Origin of the sequence: Aeromonas sp. LsrichE-8G (genome assembly GCF_022869435.1) — a bacterium.
Classification (GTDB): domain Bacteria; phylum Pseudomonadota; class Gammaproteobacteria; order Enterobacterales; family Aeromonadaceae; genus Aeromonas; species Aeromonas caviae.
The window spans coordinates 37,383-55,154 of the sequence record NZ_JALIHH010000019.1 but is presented as its reverse complement, the minus strand read 5'-3'; the positions used below and the strand labels follow the sequence as shown (position 1 = coordinate 55,154).

The window sequence follows — 17,772 nt, the reverse complement described above, 5'->3', positions numbered from 1 at the left end:
GCGGACTCAGGAAAACGCCTGACAGACCCCGCACCAGGCTTCGCGATGACCGCCCTTGCGCAAGCCATCAGCGTCCGTCGTCAGGCTGTCGCAATCGCCGCAGATAGGCGAGGCCCAGATCCCCGCACTCCTTGAGCAGGGCGCCACCACCATGGGCCTGCACCCCGGGTGCCTCTGGCGCCAGCATGGCCAAGGGATAGCGCCGCACCTTCAGCCCGCTGAGTGTCTGCTCGTCCTTTGTCACCTCCCCCACCATGAAGAGCGCCACCCCCTCACCGTGCAGTATGGCCACGACCACCTCCTCGTCATCCAGCCAGGGGGCCAGCACCTCTTTGCGTGCATCCGTCAGGCGCGCCGGGCGATCCAGCCGCCAGTGATCGAGCACGAGGGCGCCATCGGCCGGATCTGGCCGACGCCCGTCATGGTGCATGCCAGTCTTTTCCATCACCCGGCCTGAGGCGAGGTTGCCCGGCATGTGGCGGGCGGTGAGGGCAGGCAGGTGCCACTGCTCGAAGGCAAACGCCCTGACCAGGCTCGCGGCCCGGGTGGCCAGCCCCCTGTTCTGCCAGGGCACGCCGACCCACCATGCCAGCTCCCCGTGCCAGTGCAGGGAGAGAGAGCCGACCAAGGGAGCGGGCTCGTCTTCACGCCCCTGGGGCAGAGTCAGGGCCCAGGTGCATCCCAGCCCGAGAGCAGCCTTGCGCCCGCTCAGGGCAAGCCAGTCCCGCGCCGCCTCCGGCGAATAGGGGTGGGGGATGTTGAGGGTATAGCGGGCGAGCGCCGCATCCGAACAATAACGCAGGATGGCGCTCTCATCGCCGGGCAGCAGGGGGCGCAGCACCAGCGCGTCCTGCCCGCCAGGCTCGCGCAGCACCGGGGTCATCAGGCGGCGGGCAAGCAGGCGTTGCAGGGCAACCCCGAGGTCGTCATCGGCACCGAGGCGATGATCCGCCCCCGCGGGCCCCAGGGTGAGCAGGCCGCTCTCTCTGGCCAGGGTCAGCAGGGAGCCGGAGGCAGCGATCAGGATCTGCCGGTCCGGCTGTGTCGCCATCAGCGGGGAGGCGGCCTCCCCCAGCCAGGCGGCAAGCAGGTCGCGGGCACGGAGAATGCCATCTGGCGGGCTGACCGACCAGGGAGCCATCTCCCTCGCCTCCCCTTTGCCAAGCAGCAGCCACCAGCGGTTTCCCTGGTGCTGCCAAGCCTGCAACGCCGCTTGCCAGGAGGGGCGCCAGAGCGCACCCTCGATCAACAGATCCATTCCTTCCCCCACATCCGCCCCCCGGATCAGGCACCGGGTGCCCGGGCGGCACCACACTCCTGTCTGAGGCAGCATAAGCAGCTGCCAATGAGTTGTTAAACCATATGTTTACCATGGTTAAACGACATACCCCATGAAAAAATGCCATATGGCTGACTTGATGGCGGTCACATTCCTTCCCCTCCTCGCTTCCTATCATGCCCCCATCATGGCGTGACCAAAGACGCCCATGAAGGACAACGGATAACAAGAGAACACACTATGCAGCCAACCAGCCCACTCAAAACGGTAGTAGTCAGTACCCTGGCGACCGCCCTGCTGATGTTCGTGGCCCAATCCCTCATCGGGAAGCAGGAGATCAGACTCGGCATCGCCATCATCCCCATCCTGCCCATGCTCTTTGCCGTCATCATCGGCATGATCGTCTCCGCCAAGCCCGTCAAGGATCGCATTCCCGGCTGGAAGAGGCTCTTCACCGAGCGAGAAGAGGGCTTCTGCGGCAAGATGGTGGGTTTCAGCCTGCTGATCCTCGGGACCCAGTATGCGGGGATGATCATCCCCAACCTCAAGATGATCCTGAGCGTCGGCGTACCGCTCTTCCTGCAAGAGATAGGCAACCTCCTGCCCATCCTCATCGCCATTCCGCTGGCGGTGAAGTTCGGCTTTGGCCGCCGCGCCATCGGGGCCTGCTCCTCCATCAGCCGTGAACCCTCGGTCGCGGTGATCCAGGGCAAGTTCGGCACCGGCTCCCAGGAGTACATCGGCGTGCTCGCCATCTACCTGTGCGGCTCCGTCATCGGCACCCTCTGGTTCAGCGTGCTCGGCAGCATTGCCCCCCTCACGGGGCTGCATCCCCTGGCCCTGGCCGCCGGGTCCGGCGTGGGATCCGGCTCCATGCTGAGCGCCGCCTCCGGTGCCCTCATCAACGGCCTTGATGAGGCGATGGCCCAGCAGGTGCTCAGCATCGCCGCCGCCTCGAACCTGCTCTCGTCGGCCCTGGGAGCGCTCTCCCTCACCTATCTGGGTCTGCCGCTCGCTGAAAAAATCTATGCCCTGACCGCCAAAGGAGAGAAAGCATGAAAAGCATCGTGATGGATATGCGCTTCGTCTTCCTGGCGATCCTGCTGGCCATGTTCACCCAGACCCTGACCTCGGGCCTGCCGCTGTGGCAGATGGGGGACAGCTTCATCGCCATGTCCCTGGTGGTGTTCGCCTCCCTGGTGACCAAGCGCTACCTGCCCTCCTCCCTGCCGGCCTTTGCCTATGCCTATGCCACCATAATCGGCATTCTCATCTGCCTGCCCGAGACCCCGGTGCGCGGCCTCTTCATCGATGCCGTGGCCAAGATCTCCTTCCTCTCCTGCTGCGTGCCGCTCCTGGCCTTCGCCGGCCTCTCGGTGGGCGGTCAGCTGGAGGAGCTCAAGAAGATGTCGTGGAAGGTGATCCTCATCTTCATGATCGTCTCCACCTGCTGCTTCTTTGGCGCCTCCCTGGTTGCCCAGCTCGGTTTCTCCATTCAAGGGATCATCTGATGAACCACTACCATATCGAACCTGACCTGTTGGCCCTGCGCGACTTCAGCTACGAAGTGCGCCACCACCTGCACCGCATCCCGGAATACTCCGGGGCCGAGTTCAAGACCTCTGCCTACTGCCGTGGGTTGATGGAAGAGTTCGGCTACAGGATCACCCTGTATCCCGGCTTCACCGGTTTTCACGGGGATCTGGCGGTCGACCCCACCCTGCCCACCATTGCCTTTCGTGCCGACATGGATGGCCTGGAGATGCACGACATGAGCGAGGTGGCGTTCAAATCCACCCATGAGGGGATGGCCCACAACTGCGGCCACGACTCCCACATGGCGATCGCTCTGACCGCCGCCAGGTTTCTGGCCGCCAACCGCGATCGCCTGCGGTACAACGTCCGCTTCATCTTCCAGATGGCGGAAGAGGACATGCGCGTCCCCGGTGCCGAAAAGATGGTGGAGCTTGGCTGCATGAAGGGGGTGGACGAGGTCTATGCCCTGCACAACGACGGCGCCATGGAGACGGGCACCATCAAGTTCAACCAGGGGGTCATGTCCTCCTGGGGGTCTGCCTGGACGCTCGATGTGCACGGCATCTCCGCCCACGGCTCCACCCCCCACAAGGGGCTGGATGCCATCCGGGAGGCGGTGCGGATCATCGAGGACATGGACTACATCGTCGCCAAGCGCACCAGCCCGTTCAGCCCGGCGGTCTTTGGTTGCGGCATGATCAACGGCGGCACCATTCCCAACGCCATCGCCGATCATGTGCAGGCCCGTGGCACCATCCGCGCCATGGACGCCGAAACCGACCAGATCCTGAAAAACAGCTTCAGGGACATCATCGCCCAGAGCGAGCTGCGCGGCTTCAAGACCACCATGGTCCATGCCGGCTACCCGGCAGTGGAGAACCACCCCCAGGCCTGCGAGCGCCTGCAACAAGCCGCCTCGGATGTGTTGTCCAGCGACGGGATCAACGCAAAGGGCCAGCCCATGACCGGCAGCGAGGACTTCAGCTACATGATCAACGCCACGCCAAGCCGCATGGGGGCCATGTTCTTCCTCGGCAGCGGCAATCAGGCCAAGGGGATCTGCAACTACCTGCACGCGAACCCCTATTACCTGGACGACGACTGCCTGCTGGTGGGAGCCCAGATCTTCGTCAATCTGGCGACCAGGGTCGACTGACGGGCCAGGGGGATCTGCCACTACCAGCACCACGTCAATCCCCTACTACCCGGACGACGACTGCCTGCTGGTGGGAGCCCAGATTTTCGTCAATCTGGCGACCCGTACCCCCTAAGCAGCAAGGGGGCTGCCGCCCCCCGAGGCCCTGCTGGATGATGGCGATCTGCTGCTCGGCACCCGGAGCGCCGTCAATCTGGTGACCACGACAGCCGGGAGAGAGGGATCACCGGGAAAAGGCAGCACAGGACACCACTTACCACAAAAAGAGAGGCCACTGGCCTCTCTTTTTTGCCTCTATGCAGCACATCTGACTCCCCCTGACGGCCTTCAGAGCCAGGGCAGGGTCGCAGACGGGGCGGGCGTTCCCTGGTTGAGCAGCGCCAGCTGCACCGCCTCCCGGTTCACATGGGGGGCATAGAGGTGGATGAAGTCGTACATGTAGTCCCGCAGGTGGGCATGCCTGCGCAGGCACACATGGGCCACGCTCGAGGCGATCAGATGATCGATGTTGAGGCAGACCAGGCTCTCCCTGTCCCCTTCGTCGAACGCCGAGGTGGCGATCACCCCGACCCCCATCCCCAGGCGCACATAGTGCTTGATGATGTCGCTGTCGGTGGCCGTCAGCACGATGCGGGGGCTGAGGCCATGGCGACCGAACGCCTTGTCCATCTTGGATCGGCCGGTGAAACCGAACACATAGGTGATGAGGGGATACCGGGCCAGATCCGCCATGGCCAGCGGCTGGCAGTCCAGCAGCGGATGGCCGTGGGGCACCACCACGCTGCGCCCCCAGCGATAGCAGGGCACGGTCGCCAGCTCGTCGAACAGGTGCATGGACTCGGTGGCGATGGCCATCTCCACATCCCCGTTTTGCGCCATCTGCGCCAGTTGGGCAGGGGCTCCCTGATGCAGCTGGATGCTCACCTCGGGGTAGCGGCGGGAGAATTCGGTAATGACCGCCGGCAGCTTGTAGCGGGTCATGGTGTGGGTGGTGGCGATGCGCAGCACCCCGCTGGTGGCCAGCTGATCCCCGAGGGAAAGCTGACCAATCTGCTCCACCTGGGCCACCACTCCCCTGGCCAGCCCCAGCTCCTCTTCCAGCATCTTCATCTGCTTGCTGAGGGTCGGCTGGGAGGTATAGAGCTTCTCCGCCGTCGCCGAGATGTTGAAGTTGTTCTTCACTATCTCGGTGAAGTTCTTGAGCCGGGCGATGTTCATCAGGGCGCCAGGCGCTCGATGTGCCAGCCGTCCCCCTCGCGGGTGTAATAGAAGCGATCGTGCAGACGATGCTCCCCGCCCTGCCAGAACTCGACGGTGTCGATGCGCACCCGGAAACCACCCCAGAAGCTCGGCAGCGGCACCTCGCCATTGGCAAACTTCTGTTTGAGTTCGAGGAACTTGGCCTCCAGCACGCCACGGGCCGAGATGCGGGTCGACTGTTTGGAGACCCAGGCGGCGATCTGGCTGTCCTTGGGACGGCTGTGGAAATACTTCATCACCTCGAAGGTGCTCATCTTCTCCACCCGGCCGGTCACGTGTACCTGTCTGTCCAGGGTATGCCAGGGGAAGAGCAGGCTGATACGGGGGTTGCCCTCCAGCTGATGCGCCTTGCGGCTGCCCATGTTGGTGTAGAACACCATGCCTTCGGCATCGTAGTGCTTGAGCAGCACGGTGCGCTGCCAGGGCTGGCCATCGGCATCCACGGTGCCCACCACCATGGCGGTGGGATCGGTCAGTTTGGCCTCGCACGCCTGGGCCAGCCACTTCTCGAACAGGGCGAGGGGCTCGGCCGGCAGATCGGCCCGGTGCAGTCCACCCCTGGTGTATTCGCGACGCAGATCAGCCACATCCATCATCTTGATTTTCCTTCTCTCTTTCTCTGCCGCCCGTGCGGCGATGGGTGCAGGCATTGTGCGACGAGCGCGCCATGGGTACAAGCCTCGGGGCGGCCAAATGGCGGAGCAAAAAGAGAGGGAGGCTCATGCCTCCCTCTTTATGCCGATGACCGTCAGCCTACTGCTTGCCGTCAACTGGCGGGCAATGGGCCAGCATGCGCCGGTTGTAGTCCGCCGCATAGGCGCTCAGCCTGGCGTGGGCCTCCTTCTGATCCGGCTTGATGACATCGCCGAAGCCGTCGAGGTAGCGCACACCGCAGCGCGCCTTGGCCGCAGCCTGCTGATCCGCCGCGATCCCGGGCGCCACCTCGCCGCGCCCGGCCCGCACGATCAGCCGGTAATCCTGCCTGGCAAGGCTGGCGCTGACCGCCTGCTCCAGGGTGTCTGCATCGGCCTGACAACCGCCGAGCAGGGTGAGCAGCAGCACCCCGGCCAGTCTCATGCCCGCCTCCGCTGCCAGCCCAGCAACGCCAGGGCCAGGGTCCAGAAGCCGAGGGCACCGCCGCCACCGCTTCCCCCCTCTTCACCGCGCTGGGTGACCGAGAGCTTGAGGGGACTGATGGCGAAGAAGATGTTGTCGCTGCACGCCACCTTCAAACGGGCAGTGCCATCCTGGCCCGCCGGAATGGTGACGCTCGCCGAGCCCGAGTTGGGTTTGCCGCTGGCAAGGGAAGTCCAGTTTGCCCCCTCGTCCCGGGTCATGAAAAGATCCACCTTGCTGCAGTTGATGGGGACGGCATTGGTGCCGGCCACTTCCCAACTGATGGTCTGCGTCTTGCCCGCCCCCAGGGGGGTCACCACCGGGCTGGTCAGGGCAAAGGCCTTGCCGGTGTTGACCACCTGGATCTTCATGTCATCGCTGGCGACACCGCCCTTGCCGTCCCGCGCCGTGAGGCGGAAGTTCAGGTCCCGGTTGGTGGCAGGCCAGGCCTCCCCTATTGCCAGGGTGTTGGTGAGCAGGGAGGTGAGACTCGGCAGGGTGCGCTCCGGCACGCTGGTCGGCGCCACGAAACGGAACAGCGGGCGGCTGCCGTCGTCCACCATGGTGGCCGGACTGCTCGACTCCGTCCCCAGATCGATCTGCTCCCAGGTGTAATTCAGCGGATCGCTGTCAAAATCGGCCCCCGCCCCCTTGAGCACGAAGGGGGTGTTGGCAGGGATGACGTAGTCATTGCCTGCCGCCACCTGGGGCGCATTGTTGACCAGCGCCAACGGGGTGCCGCAATTTGGCACCGTGGCCATGTGGGCCCGCATCTGCTCGATGGACTTGCTGTGGAAATAGGGCAGGCTGTTGGCCTGCAGGTTCTCCTTCCCGCAGATCCCCGCATAGGCCATGATGGAGCTGCCGCTGCCCGGCTCCCAGGCCTGGCTTGGTTCCCGGTTGCCGCCGCCACAACTGCCTGTGGTGCCGTTGAAGGTGTGGTCTGCCCCGAACTGGTGACCAATCTCGTGGGCCACGTAGTCGATGAAGAAGGCATCCCCCACCGGCTCGGAGGAGCCCGTCATCCCCGCCGATTTGTCAGGGGTGCAGAGTACGCCCAGTCCCGCCAGGCCACCGCCACCGGTATTGACCACATGGCCGATGTCGAAGGCCCCCAGCCCCTTGGTCAGGGCATCGGCCTGCACCTGCATGTTGGCATCCACATCGCCGTCATCATTGTTGAAGGGATCGTTCGCCACGTCGGTGAAGATGATGGTGTCGTTGCCGCTGGCCAGCTGGAATTCGGCCGCCACGTCACGCTGGTAGACCTCGTTGACCCGGTTGAGCAGGGTGGTGATGGCGCCAAGACCCGCCTCCACGGTACCGCCGTGATACTGGGTATACTCCCCCGCCGCCGAGATGGCGATGACATAACGCTTGCGCTCGTTGCCATCCACCAGCACCTGGCGGGCCAGCTTTTTGGCCTCGCCCCCGATCACCTTGTCCGCCTCTTCTTCCAGCCGGCTGTGGGCATCCTGCTGGTAATAGACGGCATAGCCTTCCCCATTGCGAAGGGGATCGACGAACACCATCTTCCCTTCATGGCTGAACATGGCGTGGAATCCCTGGGGACCGAGATCGAAGCGCCCGGTCTCGCCCGGCGCCGCTTCGTTGTACCCCTTGAAGGCCTGGATATCGGGATATTTGGCGGCCAGATCCGCCGGCAGCAGATCATAGGGTTGCAGACTGAAGGTCACCTCCTTGCCATCCGGCAGAGGCAGAGTCAGGCGGCGCTCGCCCCCCTTCAGGGCAGCCAGGTAATCGGTGGAGACGGTGACGATGCGATACTGGCTGGCCCTCACCTCGTACCCATCGGCGGCGGTGGCCCGCGCCGTGACCGTATGCCACTCGCCGGCCATCAGGTTGCCGGACGTCATCAGACCCGCCACCAGCACCGCCAGCGGAGAATATTTCATCAACTGCATCTTTTTAATTCCTTTTTAAACGGATTCACCTGAACTGCCACGGCATCATTTGCCCGCTGGTCCGATTAGTCCAGCAACATCCTCTGTACATTCCCCGAATGGGGAAGGTTGCACCAATGCAGACTAGCCCCTATCATGGCGCGGATTTGTCCGTTCCAGAACCCCTCTTCGACGGGGCCGGTTCACTCTTTCTTTGGCCAAGGTTAATCTCATGCTCAAGTCCCCACTGTTGCCCCGTTTCGGGGATCTGGTCGTTGCCATTGTTGACGATGTGCTGGGTCAGGGTCTTACCCTCGACCGCGCCTATGCACGTCACTTCTCCGGCATCGAACTCAAACCGCAAGAACAGGCAAGGATTGCCCTGGTCACCGGCGATCTGCTGCGCCGCCTCAGCCTCTACTGCTTCCTCACCGGCATCCAGGTCCGTCAGGCGGAGAAGAATGTCTGGCCGCTGCTGCACAGCTGGCACGCCTTCCACAAGATAGATCAGCCCAACCACCCGACCCTGGATCGCTTCAACGAGGAGGCGTTCCGCCGCCGCCTGACCGAGGCCAAGAAGAACCCCGTGCTGATGGACGGCTGCCCTGCCTGGCTGGAAAAGCTCGGCAGCGAGCAACTGGGCGACGCCTGGCCGGCCGAGCGTGCCGCCCTGGCCTGGATGCCCAAGCGTTACCTGCGGGTCAACACCCTCAAGTGCACCCGGGACGAGCTGCAAGCCATGCTGGCCAAAGAGCATGTCACCACAGTGCCCGTCGACGGAGTGGAGACCGCCCTGCAAGTGACCTCGGACGCCGCCCTGTTCCGTACCCAGGCCTTTGCCGATGGCTGCTTCGAGCAGCAGGATGCCGGCTCCCAGCTGGTGGCCGCGGCCCTCGACGTCAAGCCCGGCATGCGGGTCATCGACGCCTGTGCCGGTGCCGGCGGCAAGACCCTGCACCTGGCCGCCATGATGCAGGGCAAGGGCCGTCTGCTGGCCATGGACGTGGAAGAGTGGAAACTGGAGAACCTCAAGCAGCGCGCCCGCCGCGCCGGTGCCCACAACGTGGAGACCCGGGTCATCACCAGCAGCAAGACCGTCAAGCGCCTTAAAGAAAGCGCCGATCGCGTGCTGCTGGACGTCCCCTGCTCCGGCCTTGGCGTGCTCAAGCGCAACCCGGATGCCAAGTGGCGCGACACCGCCGAGCGCCTGCCGGTGCTGGTCGCCCTGCAAGAGGAGATCCTGCAGCGCTACAGCCAGATGGTGAAGGTGGGCGGCCTGCTGGTCTACGCCACCTGCTCCATCCTGCCCGAGGAGAACCGCCAGCAGGTGGACAAGTTCCTCGCCGCCAACGAGCACTTCCGCCTGATCGGCGATCACAACGTCAGCCCGGCCGAGACCGGCTTCGACGGCTTCTACATGGCGCGCCTCGAGCGCATCGCTTGATGTCTGTCGTGGGCACAAAGAAAAGGGGAGCCAATGGCTCCCCTTTTTACATGGTATGAATGCGGCCTTATTCGGCGGCAGCGTCATCCTGCTTGTGCTTGGCGGCAGTTTCCTTGATCAGGGTCTGCAGCTCGCCGGCCTGGAACATCTCGATCATGATGTCGCAACCACCGACCAGCTCGCCCTCGACCCACAGTTGCGGGAAGGTGGGCCAGTTGGCGAATTTCGGCAGCTCGGCGCGGATGTCCGGGTTCTGCAGGATGTCGACATAGGCGAAAGGCTCGCCGCAGGACATCAGGGCCTGCGAGGCCTGGGCAGAGAAACCGCAGCTGGGCAGCTTGGGGGATCCCTTCATGTAGAGGATGATGGGATTCTCAGCCAACTGCTGTTTGATCTTTTCAATAGTTTCCATAAATGCCTCACTGGAGCGATTTCGGCGGCCATTCTACTGCAATCCGGGCAGACCACAAACTGGCAAACCGTTGCGAATGAAAGAAGTCATGCATCAATACGCCGCAGCTTGATCCGGATCATGGCAAGAATCAAGGGTTGTTCGCCCATCTTTGATACTGCTACAATCGACGGGCTTTGGGCCGTCTGGCCCCCTCATTTCAAGAACAATTCTTTTCAAGATAGAAAAGAGTACGCAATGTCTTGCAACCGTCGCCTTCGCACGGACCAGCCAATGGAGAGTAGAAAATGGCTTTCGAACTTCCCGCTCTGCCCTATGCAATCAATGCTCTGGAACCGCACATCTCCCAGGAAACTCTGGAATACCACCATGGCAAGCACCACAACACCTACGTGGTCAACCTGAACAACCTGGTGCCGGGTACCGAGTTTGAAGGCAAGTCTCTGGAAGAGATCATCAAGACCTCCACTGGTGGCGTCTTCAACAACGCTGCCCAGATCTGGAACCACACCTTCTACTGGCACTGCCTCTCCCCGAACGGCGGTGGCGAGCCCACTGGCGCCCTGGCCGATGCCATCACCAAGGCCTTCGGCTCCTTCGCCGAGTTCAAGGATGCGTTCACCAAGTCTGCCATCGGCAACTTCGGCTCCAGCTGGACCTGGCTGGTGAAAAAGGCTGACGGCTCCCTGGCCATCGTCAACACCTCCAACGCCGGTTGCCCGCTGACCGAAGCCGGTACCACCCCGCTGCTGACCGTCGACCTGTGGGAACACGCCTACTACATCGATTTCCGCAACCTGCGTCCGAAGTACATGGAAACCTTCTGGGCCCTGGTCAACTGGGAATTCGTGGCCAAGAACCTGGCTGCCTGATAAGCCTTTCTTGCCAAAACGCCCCGCACTTGCGGGGCGTTTTTTTATGGTCGAATACCTGCCATCGACAACAAAGGCGCCCGCAGGCGCCTTGTGGAAGATGACCGTGCTTACTGGTCTATCTCGTCCATGTAATCGTCGAGGTTGCCATCATCCGCCGCCTCTGGCTTCTGCTCCTGAAGATCGGGTTTGCGGCCCGTCACCTTGCCATCGTTGTACTGCAAGTAGAAGTCCTTGGTCAGGGCGTAAGGATCCAGCGCGTTGTCGATGATGCGCTCCTGATCGATCAGCTTGGAGCGGGTACCGAGGCCATCCAGCGCCCAGTGCACCACCTTCAGCGGGAAGGTCAGCAGGGCATAGGGGAAGTAGATGGTATCGATGGTATCCCCCACCAGTTGCCGGGTGGTAGTGGGACCGTAGACCGGCACCATCAGATAGGCGCCATCCCCGATGTCGGCCTTGCCGAGCACGGTGTCCATCTCCAGCGTGTTGCGAGCCAGGCCCGCATGCTTGGCCACGTCGAACAGACCGAGCAGGCCCACAGTGGTGTTGAGGGTGAAGCGACCCAGGTTGGTACCGGCTCCTTTCAGATCACCCACCAGCAGGTGGTTTACCATACTGCTCGGCTCGTCGAAGTTGTCCACGAAATTCTCGATGCTGTCCCTCACCCCTTGCGGAACATAGCGGGCATAGCCGTGTACCACGGGGCGCGCCACATAGGGCTCCAGCACGTCATAGTTGACGGCCCACATGGCTCGGTTGGGCCCCTGGAAGGGGTCGCGAGGATCGCTGGCCGTGCTGGATGCACCGGGGCGGCTCGGGGTCTCGCCGAGATCCAGGCTCTCCGGGCCCGGCTTGGGAGGGCCGCCCGCACAGCCCCCAAGCAGCAATGCCACCGCCAATGCTCCTGAACGCAGATACATATGAAAGTCCTAAGATTTTTTTGGGTATTGATATGAATTATACAGGGGGCCCACCCCAAGGGGTGGGCCAAAAGCGTATTAGAGGGCGTGATCGATGCGGATGTCAATCGGCGCTGTGGGGATGGTGCTGGTCGGCACGGTGACCGAAACCCCTTCAAAGGCGCCTTCCTTGTTCATGACGTTGCCACCTTGGGAGAGTCGCGCCTTGAACTGCAGCTCGGCATGGGCCGCCAGCTTGCTCCCCTCCATCATGGCATCCCCGTCCCCCAGGGAGAGGGTGAGCGGGAGATGCGGGCCAGCAATGCGCTTGACCGCGATGGGCATGGGCGGACCGTTGGGGATCACCGCAAAGACGAACAGATGGGCATCTTCCGGCATCTTGATGCCCGGCGCCAGGGTGATGTGCAGGGGGAACTCCCCCTCTTTCACCGCCAGCACTTCGGCTTGTGCCTGGCCTTCGGCAGACGGGGTGGTCACGGCGATGCCACGCTGGCCAAGCTGCTGCCTGGCGTACTCCATGGAGCGCTCCACCATGGTGTAGCGGGCCGAGCCCGGCTCCAGCAGCGGCAACATCCCCTGCCAGCGGTCGAGGGCGGTCTGGAAATCCTCTTTTTGCAGGGCCATGAAGGCGTGGACGGAGCGAGCCTCGATGTTGGCCGGGTCCTCGGCAATGACCGCCTGCAACAGTTGATCCGCACGGGCTTCCTCCCCCGTCATCATCAGGGCCTGGGCATAGGGCACCGCCACCATGGCCTTCTGGGGCGCGAGAGCGTAGGCACGCTCCAGCGCCTCGCGGGCCATCTCGGGATCATTGCCATCCAGGGTCAGGCGCCCCAGCAGCAGCCAGCCACGGTAGTCGTTCGGTTCTTCTTTCAGCCGGGTTCGCAGGGCCAGGGTGAAGTCCAGCAGATCCTGCTCGGTCACCCGGGTATCGCGCTCCACTAGGATGCGGTTGCTGAGCTCCCCCAACCGGCTGCTGGCATCCTGCCAGCGGCTCACCTCCTGCCAGGCGCCGAGCTTGGCGTAGAGGCCGATGCTCACCACCGCCAGCACCAGCACACCGGGGATCCAGATCAGGCTCTTGCCGCCACGGGCGGTCTGCTCCACGTCGGGAATGTCGTCCAGGAGGCTGCGCTGCAGCTCCACCAGGGATTCCGGCTCCTCCGCCAGTATCCCCTGCTCCCGCTCCTCCCCTATCTCCAGCAGGCGCTGGCGATAGAGCTGCTTGTTGAGGGCCGAGCGACTGATGCTCTGCCTGCCCTCGCCGCGCCACAGCGGCACGATCAGCGCCAGGCTCGCCAGCACCAGCAGGGCCGCACCCAGTATCCAGAATGGGGTCATGGTTTCTCTTCCTCTTTGAGCAGGGCGGACAGCCTGGCCTGCTCTTCTGCACTCAGGGTGCCTTCAGGCTGTTGCAAGGGAGCAGGGGCATGGCGGCGGCTTCGCACCACCACGGTGACGACGCCAATCACGATGACCAGCAAGGGGCCAAGCCAGAGGATCAGGGTCGAGGCCATCAGGGGGGGATCATAGAGAATGAAGTTGCCGTAGCGGGCCACCATGTAGTCCACCACTTCCTGCTTCTCCTTGCCCTCGCGCACCATCTGGTAGGTCTTGTCCCGCAGATCTTTGGCAAGCCCGGCGTTGGAATCCGCGATGTCCTGGTTCTGGCACTTGGGGCAGCGCAGCTCCTTAGTCAGCTCGCGAAAGGTCTGCTCCTGGGCGTCGCTCTCGAAGGTGTAGACATCGATGGCGGCGCGGGCCTGTCCGGCGCAGACGAGACCGGCCAGCAGCAACAGGGATGCAATCAGTGTTTTCATCGGGGAGGCCTCACTTCATGGCATCGAAGATGGGTTTGAGGGTACTGGCCCAGACGTCTGGGTTGATGTCCCCCACGTGGCGATAGCGGATGATGCCCTGGCTGTCGATGAAGAAGGTCTCGGGCGCGCCATAGACACCGAGATCCAGCCCCAGCATGCCGTCCGGATCGTAGAGGTTGACCTGGTAGGGATTGCCAAGCTCCGCCAGCCACTTGATGGCCTTGTCACGCTCGTCCTTGTAGTTCATGCCGACGATGTAGATCCCCTGCCCCGCCAGCTCCTTGAGGTAGGTGTGTTCCCCGTAACAGGTCGGGCACCAGGTGGCCCAGACGTTGAGCAGCATGGGGCGCCCCTTGAGGATGCTCCTGTCGTGCTGCTTGCCCAGGTCATAGATGTCCTGCAGGGTGAACACGGGCACCTCCTTGTCCACCATCACGGATTCGAGCTTGGTGGGATCGGAGTAGAGCCCCTTGAACAGAAACACGGCCCCCATCAGAAAGATGATGAAGGGCAGCAGATAGAGCCAGGTCTTCTTGCTCATGCCTTGGCCTCCTCGTCACGACGTCCGAAGCGGTAGCGCTTGTCCAGCATGGCCAGCACGCCGCCGAGGGCCATGAAGACGCCGCCGAACCAGATCCAGCGCACGAAGGGCTTGTAGTAGATCCGTACCGCCCAGGCGCCGTTGTCGAGTTGCTCGCCGAGCGCCGCATAGAGATCCCGGGTAACCCCCGCATCGATAGCCGCCTCGGTCATCGGCATGCGGCTCACGGTGTACATCCGCTTCTCGGGTTTGAGCAGGGCAACCTGCTTGCCATCCCGGTGCACTTCCAGCACGCCCTTGAAACCGTCGTAGTTGGGGCCATTCTTCTCCTTGATCCCGGTGAAGACGAACTCGTAATCGGCGAACTGGACGCGATCGCCGGCCTGCATCCGCAGGTCCTTCTCGATGCTGTAGTTCTGGGTGCAGGCGATGCCGATGATGCTGACTGCGAGCCCCACGTGCCCCAGGATCATGGCCCAGTGGCTGTTGCCAAGCTTGCGCACGCCGGTGGCAAAACCGTGTTTGTGGGTGGCCCGCGCCCAGGTCTCCTGCACGCTGGTGACGATGATCCAGACGCCAAGCCCGATACCGAGCGCAGCCCAGGGTTTGAACGCCTCGGCAAAGAGTTTGGGCAACAGCAGAGCCGCGGCCAGGCTCAGCACCAGGGCGAGCATCACCTTGCCCTTGAGCTCACCGAGATCCTGGCGGCGCCAGCGGAACAGGGGGCCCACCCCCAGCAGCAGGGCGAAGGGGATGATGAGCCAGCTGTAGATGTGGTTGAAGAAGGGGGTGCCGATGGAGATGCTGCCAAGCCCCAGCTCCTTGTGCACCAGGGGCAACAGGGTGCCGAGCAGCACGGTGAGCAGGCCCGCCACCAGCAGGATGTTGTTGCCAAGGAGCAGGGTCTCGCGGCTCCACAGCTCATGCTTGCCGTGGCTCTTCACCTGGGAGCCCTTGAAGGCGAACAGCAGCAGGGAGCTGCCTATCACCGCCAGCAGGAAGCCCAGGATGAACAGACCCCGGGTCGGGTCCGAGGCAAACGCATGGACCGACACCAGCACGCCGGAACGCACCAGGAAGGTGCCGAGCAGGCTCAGGGAGAAGGCCGAGAGCGCCAGCAGCACGGTCCAGGCCTTGAAGGTGGCGCGCTTCTCGCTCACCGCGAGGGAGTGGAGCAGGGCCGTGCCCGCCAGCCAGGGCATGAAGGAGGCGTTTTCCACCGGGTCCCAGAACCACCAGCCGCCCCAGCCGAGTTCATAATAGGCCCACCAGGAACCGAGCACGATGCCCAGCGTCAGGAAGACCCAGGCCGCCATGGTCCAGGGACGGGACCAGCGCGCCCAGGTGGCGTCCAGACGCCCCGTCATCAGGGAAGCGATGGCGAAGGCGAAGGCCACCGAGAAGCCCACGTAGCCCATGTAGAGCATGGGGGGGTGGAAGATGAGACCGGGATCCTGCAGCAGCGGATTGAGATCCCGCCCGTCCACCGGGAAATATGGCAGGGTGCGGGTGAAAGGATCCGAGGTGAACAGCACGAAGGCGGTGAAGCCCACCGAGATAAGGCCGAGCACCCCGAGTACCCGCGCCACTGCATCGAGCGGCAGGCGGCGGCTGAAGAGGGCTACCGCCGCCGTCCAGCCTCCCAGGGTCAGCACCCAGAGCAGCAGCGAGCCTTCATGGGCTCCCCACACCGCCGAGATGCGGTATTGCAGGGGCAGCAGGCTGTTGGAGTTGGTGGCCACGTACTGCACGGTGAAGTCGTTGTCGATAAAGGCCCAGGTGAGGCACAGAAACGACAGCAGCAGCAGCAGGAACTGGCTGTAGGCGAGCGGGCGGGCCGCCGACATCATGCCAAGACGACCGAGATGGGCCCCGATCAGCGGGTAACTGCCCAGCAGCAGGGCGGTGGCGAAGGCCAGGATCAGTGAGAACTGCCCTAATTCCGGGATCATTGACTATTCCCTCTCGATTGCACGGATAAACCTGCCGATTTGGCGGTATAAAGAAGTGAATTCTTGGCGCATACCGGCATCATTGCTTGGCTCCCTGCAACTGCGCCTCTGTGTATTCGGGCTTGAAGTGCATGCCGTTGGTGGCGTCGGCCACTTCCGGCGGCATGTAGTTCTCGTCGTGCTTGGCCAGCACCTCGAAGGCGGCGACCGTGGTGGCATCCTTGAGGGTGCCCTGGGCGACGATCCCCTGCCCCTCGCGGAACAGGTCCGGCAGGATGCCGTCAAACTCCACCGTCACCAGATGGCCGCCGTTGTCCACCAGCTTGAAGGCTACCTTGAGGCTCTGGGGATCCCGCACCACAGATCCCGGCACCACCAGGCCACCGATGCGCAGGCGCTGCCCCTCCTCGGGCTTGATCTTCTCCGGCCCCTTCCCTTCCACCAGCTCGCTCGGGGTGTAGAAGAGGTCGATGTTCTGGCTCAGGGCATAGAGCACCAGGCCAGTCACGCTGACAAGGCCCAGGCTGATGGCCAGGATGATGGTGAGGCGTTTCTTGCGGCGCGGGTTCATAGGGTGTTCTCCATCTGCTGGGCCGCCTTGCGGCGTGCCTCCCGAGCCTGCTTGTTGCGCAGTTCGCCGAGCAGGCTGCGGGTCTTCAATCGGGTGGAAATGACGATGCCGACCAGGCAGAGCAGGGTCAGACCGAAGGAGAGCCAGACGTAGAAGGCATAGCCTCCCATGGCCATGAAATCACTGAACGAGGCAAAGTGCATGCTTACTTCTCCTGCCTGGCGATGTCGGCGACCCAGGGGCGGTGCCACTCCCGCATCAGCAGCTCATTGCGAAAACGCATCAGGGTCAGGGCACCGAGAAACGCGGCGAACGCCAGGATCATGATGAGCAGCGGCCACAGCATCTCGGGGGAGATGGAGGGTTTGTCAAACTTGGTGATGGTGGCCCCCTGGTGCAGGGTGTTCCACCACTCCACCGAGTAGTGGATGATGGGCAGGTTGATCACCCCGACCAGCGCCAGGATGCCGGCGGCGCGGCCCGCCACCACCTTGTCGCTGAAGGCGTTGTAGAGGGCGATGACACCCAGATAGAGGAACAGCAGGATGAGCTCGGAGGTGAGCCGGGCATCCCACACCCACCAGGTGCCCCACATGGGCTTGCCCCAGGCGGCGCCGGTAAAGAGGGCGATGAAGGTGAAGACGGCGCCCACCGGAGCGATGGCCGCCACCGTCATGTCCGCCATGCGCAGCTGCCACACCAGGCCGATGAAGGCCGCCACCGCCATGGTGGAGTAGGCCCCCATGGAGAGGATGGCGGAGGGCACGTGGATATAGATGATCCGAAAAGAGTCCCCCTGCTGGTAGTCAGCGGGGGCAAAAGCCAGCCCCCAGACAGTGCCTATGATGAAGGCGAGCAGGCTTGTCACGGCAAACCAGGGCAACAGGGTGCCGGCCAGCCCATAGGCACGCTCGGGTTTGGCATAAGGGTGCAACCATTTCCACATAGCTCACAGAACCTTTCAGTTATTAATTCTTAAGTGGCGA

19 protein-coding genes are annotated in these 17,772 nt (G+C 63.3%); 5 read left to right on the top strand and 14 right to left on the bottom strand.

The window, feature by feature from the left end:
• Positions 1 to 67 precede the first annotated feature (67 nt).
• Positions 68 to 1,258, bottom strand: coding sequence for a GNAT family N-acetyltransferase (locus tag MUW49_RS04905; RefSeq protein ID WP_244812441.1), 1,191 nt, complete (start codon positions 1,256 to 1,258; stop codon positions 68 to 70).
• 261 nt (positions 1,259 to 1,519) lie between these two features.
• Here MUW49_RS04905 and MUW49_RS04900 point away from each other — a divergent pair, with 261 nt between their 5' ends.
• From MUW49_RS04900 to MUW49_RS04890, 3 genes are read left to right on the top strand one after another with little or no spacing between them, the layout of a single operon-like run.
• Positions 1,520 to 2,338 (top strand): DUF3100 domain-containing protein, encoded by an 819-nt coding sequence (locus tag MUW49_RS04900; protein ID WP_119196861.1) that lies wholly within the window; start codon positions 1,520 to 1,522, stop codon positions 2,336 to 2,338.
• Positions 2,335 to 2,790: a hypothetical protein gene (locus MUW49_RS04895; protein WP_119196862.1), complete on the top strand. Its 456-nt coding sequence runs from the start codon at positions 2,335 to 2,337 to the stop codon at positions 2,788 to 2,790. Before MUW49_RS04900 ends, MUW49_RS04895 begins: the two co-directional genes overlap by 4 nt.
• Positions 2,790 to 3,971, top strand: a complete 1,182-nt coding sequence (locus MUW49_RS04890; protein WP_103261777.1) for a M20 family metallopeptidase — start codon at positions 2,790 to 2,792, stop codon at positions 3,969 to 3,971. The genes MUW49_RS04895 and MUW49_RS04890 overlap by 1 nt, the downstream gene beginning before the upstream one ends.
• 327 nt (positions 3,972 to 4,298) lie before the next feature.
• Here MUW49_RS04890 and MUW49_RS04885 read toward each other — a convergent pair whose 3' ends face one another.
• The 4 genes from MUW49_RS04885 to MUW49_RS04870 all read right to left on the bottom strand — a co-directional run bounded on the left by MUW49_RS04885 (position 4,299) and on the right by MUW49_RS04870 (position 8,272).
• Positions 4,299 to 5,189 (bottom strand): LysR substrate-binding domain-containing protein, encoded by an 891-nt coding sequence (locus MUW49_RS04885; RefSeq protein WP_244812440.1) that lies wholly within the window; start codon positions 5,187 to 5,189, stop codon positions 4,299 to 4,301.
• Positions 5,189 to 5,827, bottom strand: a complete 639-nt coding sequence (pdxH, locus tag MUW49_RS04880) for a pyridoxamine 5'-phosphate oxidase (RefSeq protein ID WP_010673959.1) — start codon at positions 5,825 to 5,827, stop codon at positions 5,189 to 5,191. The genes MUW49_RS04885 and pdxH overlap by 1 nt, the downstream gene beginning before the upstream one ends.
• A 157-nt stretch (positions 5,828 to 5,984) precedes the next feature.
• Positions 5,985 to 6,308: a hypothetical protein gene (locus MUW49_RS04875; RefSeq protein ID WP_010673958.1), complete on the bottom strand. Its 324-nt coding sequence runs from the start codon at positions 6,306 to 6,308 to the stop codon at positions 5,985 to 5,987.
• A complete protein-coding gene (locus MUW49_RS04870; protein ID WP_244812439.1) occupies positions 6,305 to 8,272 on the bottom strand; it encodes a reprolysin-like metallopeptidase in 1,968 nt (655 codons plus the stop codon). The genes MUW49_RS04875 and MUW49_RS04870 overlap by 4 nt, the downstream gene beginning before the upstream one ends.
• 211 nt (positions 8,273 to 8,483) lie before the next feature.
• Between MUW49_RS04870 and MUW49_RS04865 the strand changes: the two genes are divergently transcribed.
• A complete protein-coding gene (locus MUW49_RS04865) occupies positions 8,484 to 9,695 on the top strand; it encodes an RsmB/NOP family class I SAM-dependent RNA methyltransferase (protein WP_010673956.1) in 1,212 nt (403 codons plus the stop codon).
• A 67-nt stretch (positions 9,696 to 9,762) separates the two neighbouring features.
• Here MUW49_RS04865 and MUW49_RS04860 read toward each other — a convergent pair whose 3' ends face one another.
• Entirely contained in the window at positions 9,763 to 10,107 is a 345-nt protein-coding gene (locus tag MUW49_RS04860; protein WP_010673955.1) for a Grx4 family monothiol glutaredoxin, read from the bottom strand.
• Positions 10,108 to 10,394: 287 nt separating this feature from the next.
• On the opposite strand from MUW49_RS04860, the gene sodB reads away from it, so the two are divergent.
• Positions 10,395 to 10,979 (top strand): superoxide dismutase [Fe], encoded by a 585-nt coding sequence (gene sodB, locus MUW49_RS04855; RefSeq protein ID WP_010673954.1) that lies wholly within the window; start codon positions 10,395 to 10,397, stop codon positions 10,977 to 10,979.
• A gap of 110 nt (positions 10,980 to 11,089) precedes the next feature.
• Here sodB and MUW49_RS04850 read toward each other — a convergent pair whose 3' ends face one another.
• The 8 genes from MUW49_RS04850 to MUW49_RS04815 all read right to left on the bottom strand — a co-directional run bounded on the left by MUW49_RS04850 (position 11,090) and on the right by MUW49_RS04815 (position 17,732).
• Positions 11,090 to 11,902, bottom strand: a complete 813-nt coding sequence (locus MUW49_RS04850; protein WP_244812438.1) for a VacJ family lipoprotein — start codon at positions 11,900 to 11,902, stop codon at positions 11,090 to 11,092.
• A gap of 78 nt (positions 11,903 to 11,980) precedes the next feature.
• On the bottom strand, positions 11,981 to 13,243 hold the full coding sequence (gene ccmI, locus MUW49_RS04845; protein WP_161469822.1) for a c-type cytochrome biogenesis protein CcmI: 1,263 nt from the start codon (positions 13,241 to 13,243) through the stop codon (positions 11,981 to 11,983).
• A complete protein-coding gene (locus MUW49_RS04840; RefSeq protein ID WP_039039897.1) occupies positions 13,240 to 13,722 on the bottom strand; it encodes a cytochrome c-type biogenesis protein in 483 nt (160 codons plus the stop codon). Before MUW49_RS04840 ends, ccmI begins: the two co-directional genes overlap by 4 nt.
• Before the next feature lie 10 nt (positions 13,723 to 13,732).
• Positions 13,733 to 14,263: a DsbE family thiol:disulfide interchange protein gene (locus tag MUW49_RS04835; RefSeq protein WP_041215578.1), complete on the bottom strand. Its 531-nt coding sequence runs from the start codon at positions 14,261 to 14,263 to the stop codon at positions 13,733 to 13,735.
• A complete protein-coding gene (locus tag MUW49_RS04830; RefSeq protein ID WP_041212639.1) occupies positions 14,260 to 16,215 on the bottom strand; it encodes a heme lyase CcmF/NrfE family subunit in 1,956 nt (651 codons plus the stop codon). Before MUW49_RS04830 ends, MUW49_RS04835 begins: the two co-directional genes overlap by 4 nt.
• A gap of 79 nt (positions 16,216 to 16,294) precedes the next feature.
• Positions 16,295 to 16,786, bottom strand: coding sequence for a cytochrome c maturation protein CcmE (gene ccmE, locus MUW49_RS04825; protein WP_052815847.1), 492 nt, complete (start codon positions 16,784 to 16,786; stop codon positions 16,295 to 16,297).
• Positions 16,783 to 16,989 carry a heme exporter protein CcmD gene (ccmD, locus tag MUW49_RS04820; RefSeq protein WP_039039901.1) on the bottom strand — a complete coding sequence of 69 codons (207 nt, stop codon included), beginning with the start codon at positions 16,987 to 16,989 and terminating at the stop codon, positions 16,783 to 16,785. The genes ccmE and ccmD overlap by 4 nt, the downstream gene beginning before the upstream one ends.
• A gap of 2 nt (positions 16,990 to 16,991) precedes the next feature.
• Entirely contained in the window at positions 16,992 to 17,732 is a 741-nt protein-coding gene (locus MUW49_RS04815) for a heme ABC transporter permease (protein WP_010673946.1), read from the bottom strand.
• Positions 17,733 to 17,772 lie beyond the last annotated feature (40 nt).

Excerpts from the sequence above, each read along its gene's own strand:
- MUW49_RS04905 (WP_244812441.1), bottom strand. The coding sequence starts at position 1,258 with ATGGATCTGTTGATCGAGGGTGCGCTCTGGCGCCCCTCCTGGCAAGCG.
- MUW49_RS04885 (WP_244812440.1), bottom strand. The coding sequence starts at position 5,189 with ATGAACATCGCCCGGCTCAAGAACTTCACCGAGATAGTGAAGAACAAC.
- MUW49_RS04870 (WP_244812439.1), bottom strand. The coding sequence starts at position 8,272 with ATGCAGTTGATGAAATATTCTCCGCTGGCGGTGCTGGTGGCGGGTCTG.
- MUW49_RS04815 (WP_010673946.1), bottom strand. The coding sequence starts at position 17,732 with ATGTGGAAATGGTTGCACCCTTATGCCAAACCCGAGCGTGCCTATGGG.
- MUW49_RS04850 (WP_244812438.1), bottom strand. The coding sequence starts at position 11,902 with ATGTATCTGCGTTCAGGAGCATTGGCGGTGGCATTGCTGCTTGGGGGC.
- pdxH (WP_010673959.1), bottom strand. The coding sequence starts at position 5,827 with ATGATGGATGTGGCTGATCTGCGTCGCGAATACACCAGGGGTGGACTG.
- ccmD (WP_039039901.1), bottom strand. The coding sequence starts at position 16,989 with ATGCACTTTGCCTCGTTCAGTGATTTCATGGCCATGGGAGGCTATGCC.
- MUW49_RS04875 (WP_010673958.1), bottom strand. The coding sequence starts at position 6,308 with ATGAGACTGGCCGGGGTGCTGCTGCTCACCCTGCTCGGCGGTTGTCAG.
- MUW49_RS04835 (WP_041215578.1), bottom strand. The coding sequence starts at position 14,263 with ATGAGCAAGAAGACCTGGCTCTATCTGCTGCCCTTCATCATCTTTCTG.
- MUW49_RS04830 (WP_041212639.1), bottom strand. The coding sequence starts at position 16,215 with ATGATCCCGGAATTAGGGCAGTTCTCACTGATCCTGGCCTTCGCCACC.
- sodB (WP_010673954.1), top strand. The coding sequence starts at position 10,395 with ATGGCTTTCGAACTTCCCGCTCTGCCCTATGCAATCAATGCTCTGGAA.
- ccmI (WP_161469822.1), bottom strand. The coding sequence starts at position 13,243 with ATGACCCCATTCTGGATACTGGGTGCGGCCCTGCTGGTGCTGGCGAGC.
- MUW49_RS04895 (WP_119196862.1), top strand. The coding sequence starts at position 2,335 with ATGAAAAGCATCGTGATGGATATGCGCTTCGTCTTCCTGGCGATCCTG.
- ccmE (WP_052815847.1), bottom strand. The coding sequence starts at position 16,786 with ATGAACCCGCGCCGCAAGAAACGCCTCACCATCATCCTGGCCATCAGC.
- MUW49_RS04860 (WP_010673955.1), bottom strand. The coding sequence starts at position 10,107 with ATGGAAACTATTGAAAAGATCAAACAGCAGTTGGCTGAGAATCCCATC.
- MUW49_RS04840 (WP_039039897.1), bottom strand. The coding sequence starts at position 13,722 with ATGAAAACACTGATTGCATCCCTGTTGCTGCTGGCCGGTCTCGTCTGC.
- MUW49_RS04900 (WP_119196861.1), top strand. The coding sequence starts at position 1,520 with ATGCAGCCAACCAGCCCACTCAAAACGGTAGTAGTCAGTACCCTGGCG.
- MUW49_RS04890 (WP_103261777.1), top strand. The coding sequence starts at position 2,790 with ATGAACCACTACCATATCGAACCTGACCTGTTGGCCCTGCGCGACTTC.
- MUW49_RS04865 (WP_010673956.1), top strand. The coding sequence starts at position 8,484 with ATGCTCAAGTCCCCACTGTTGCCCCGTTTCGGGGATCTGGTCGTTGCC.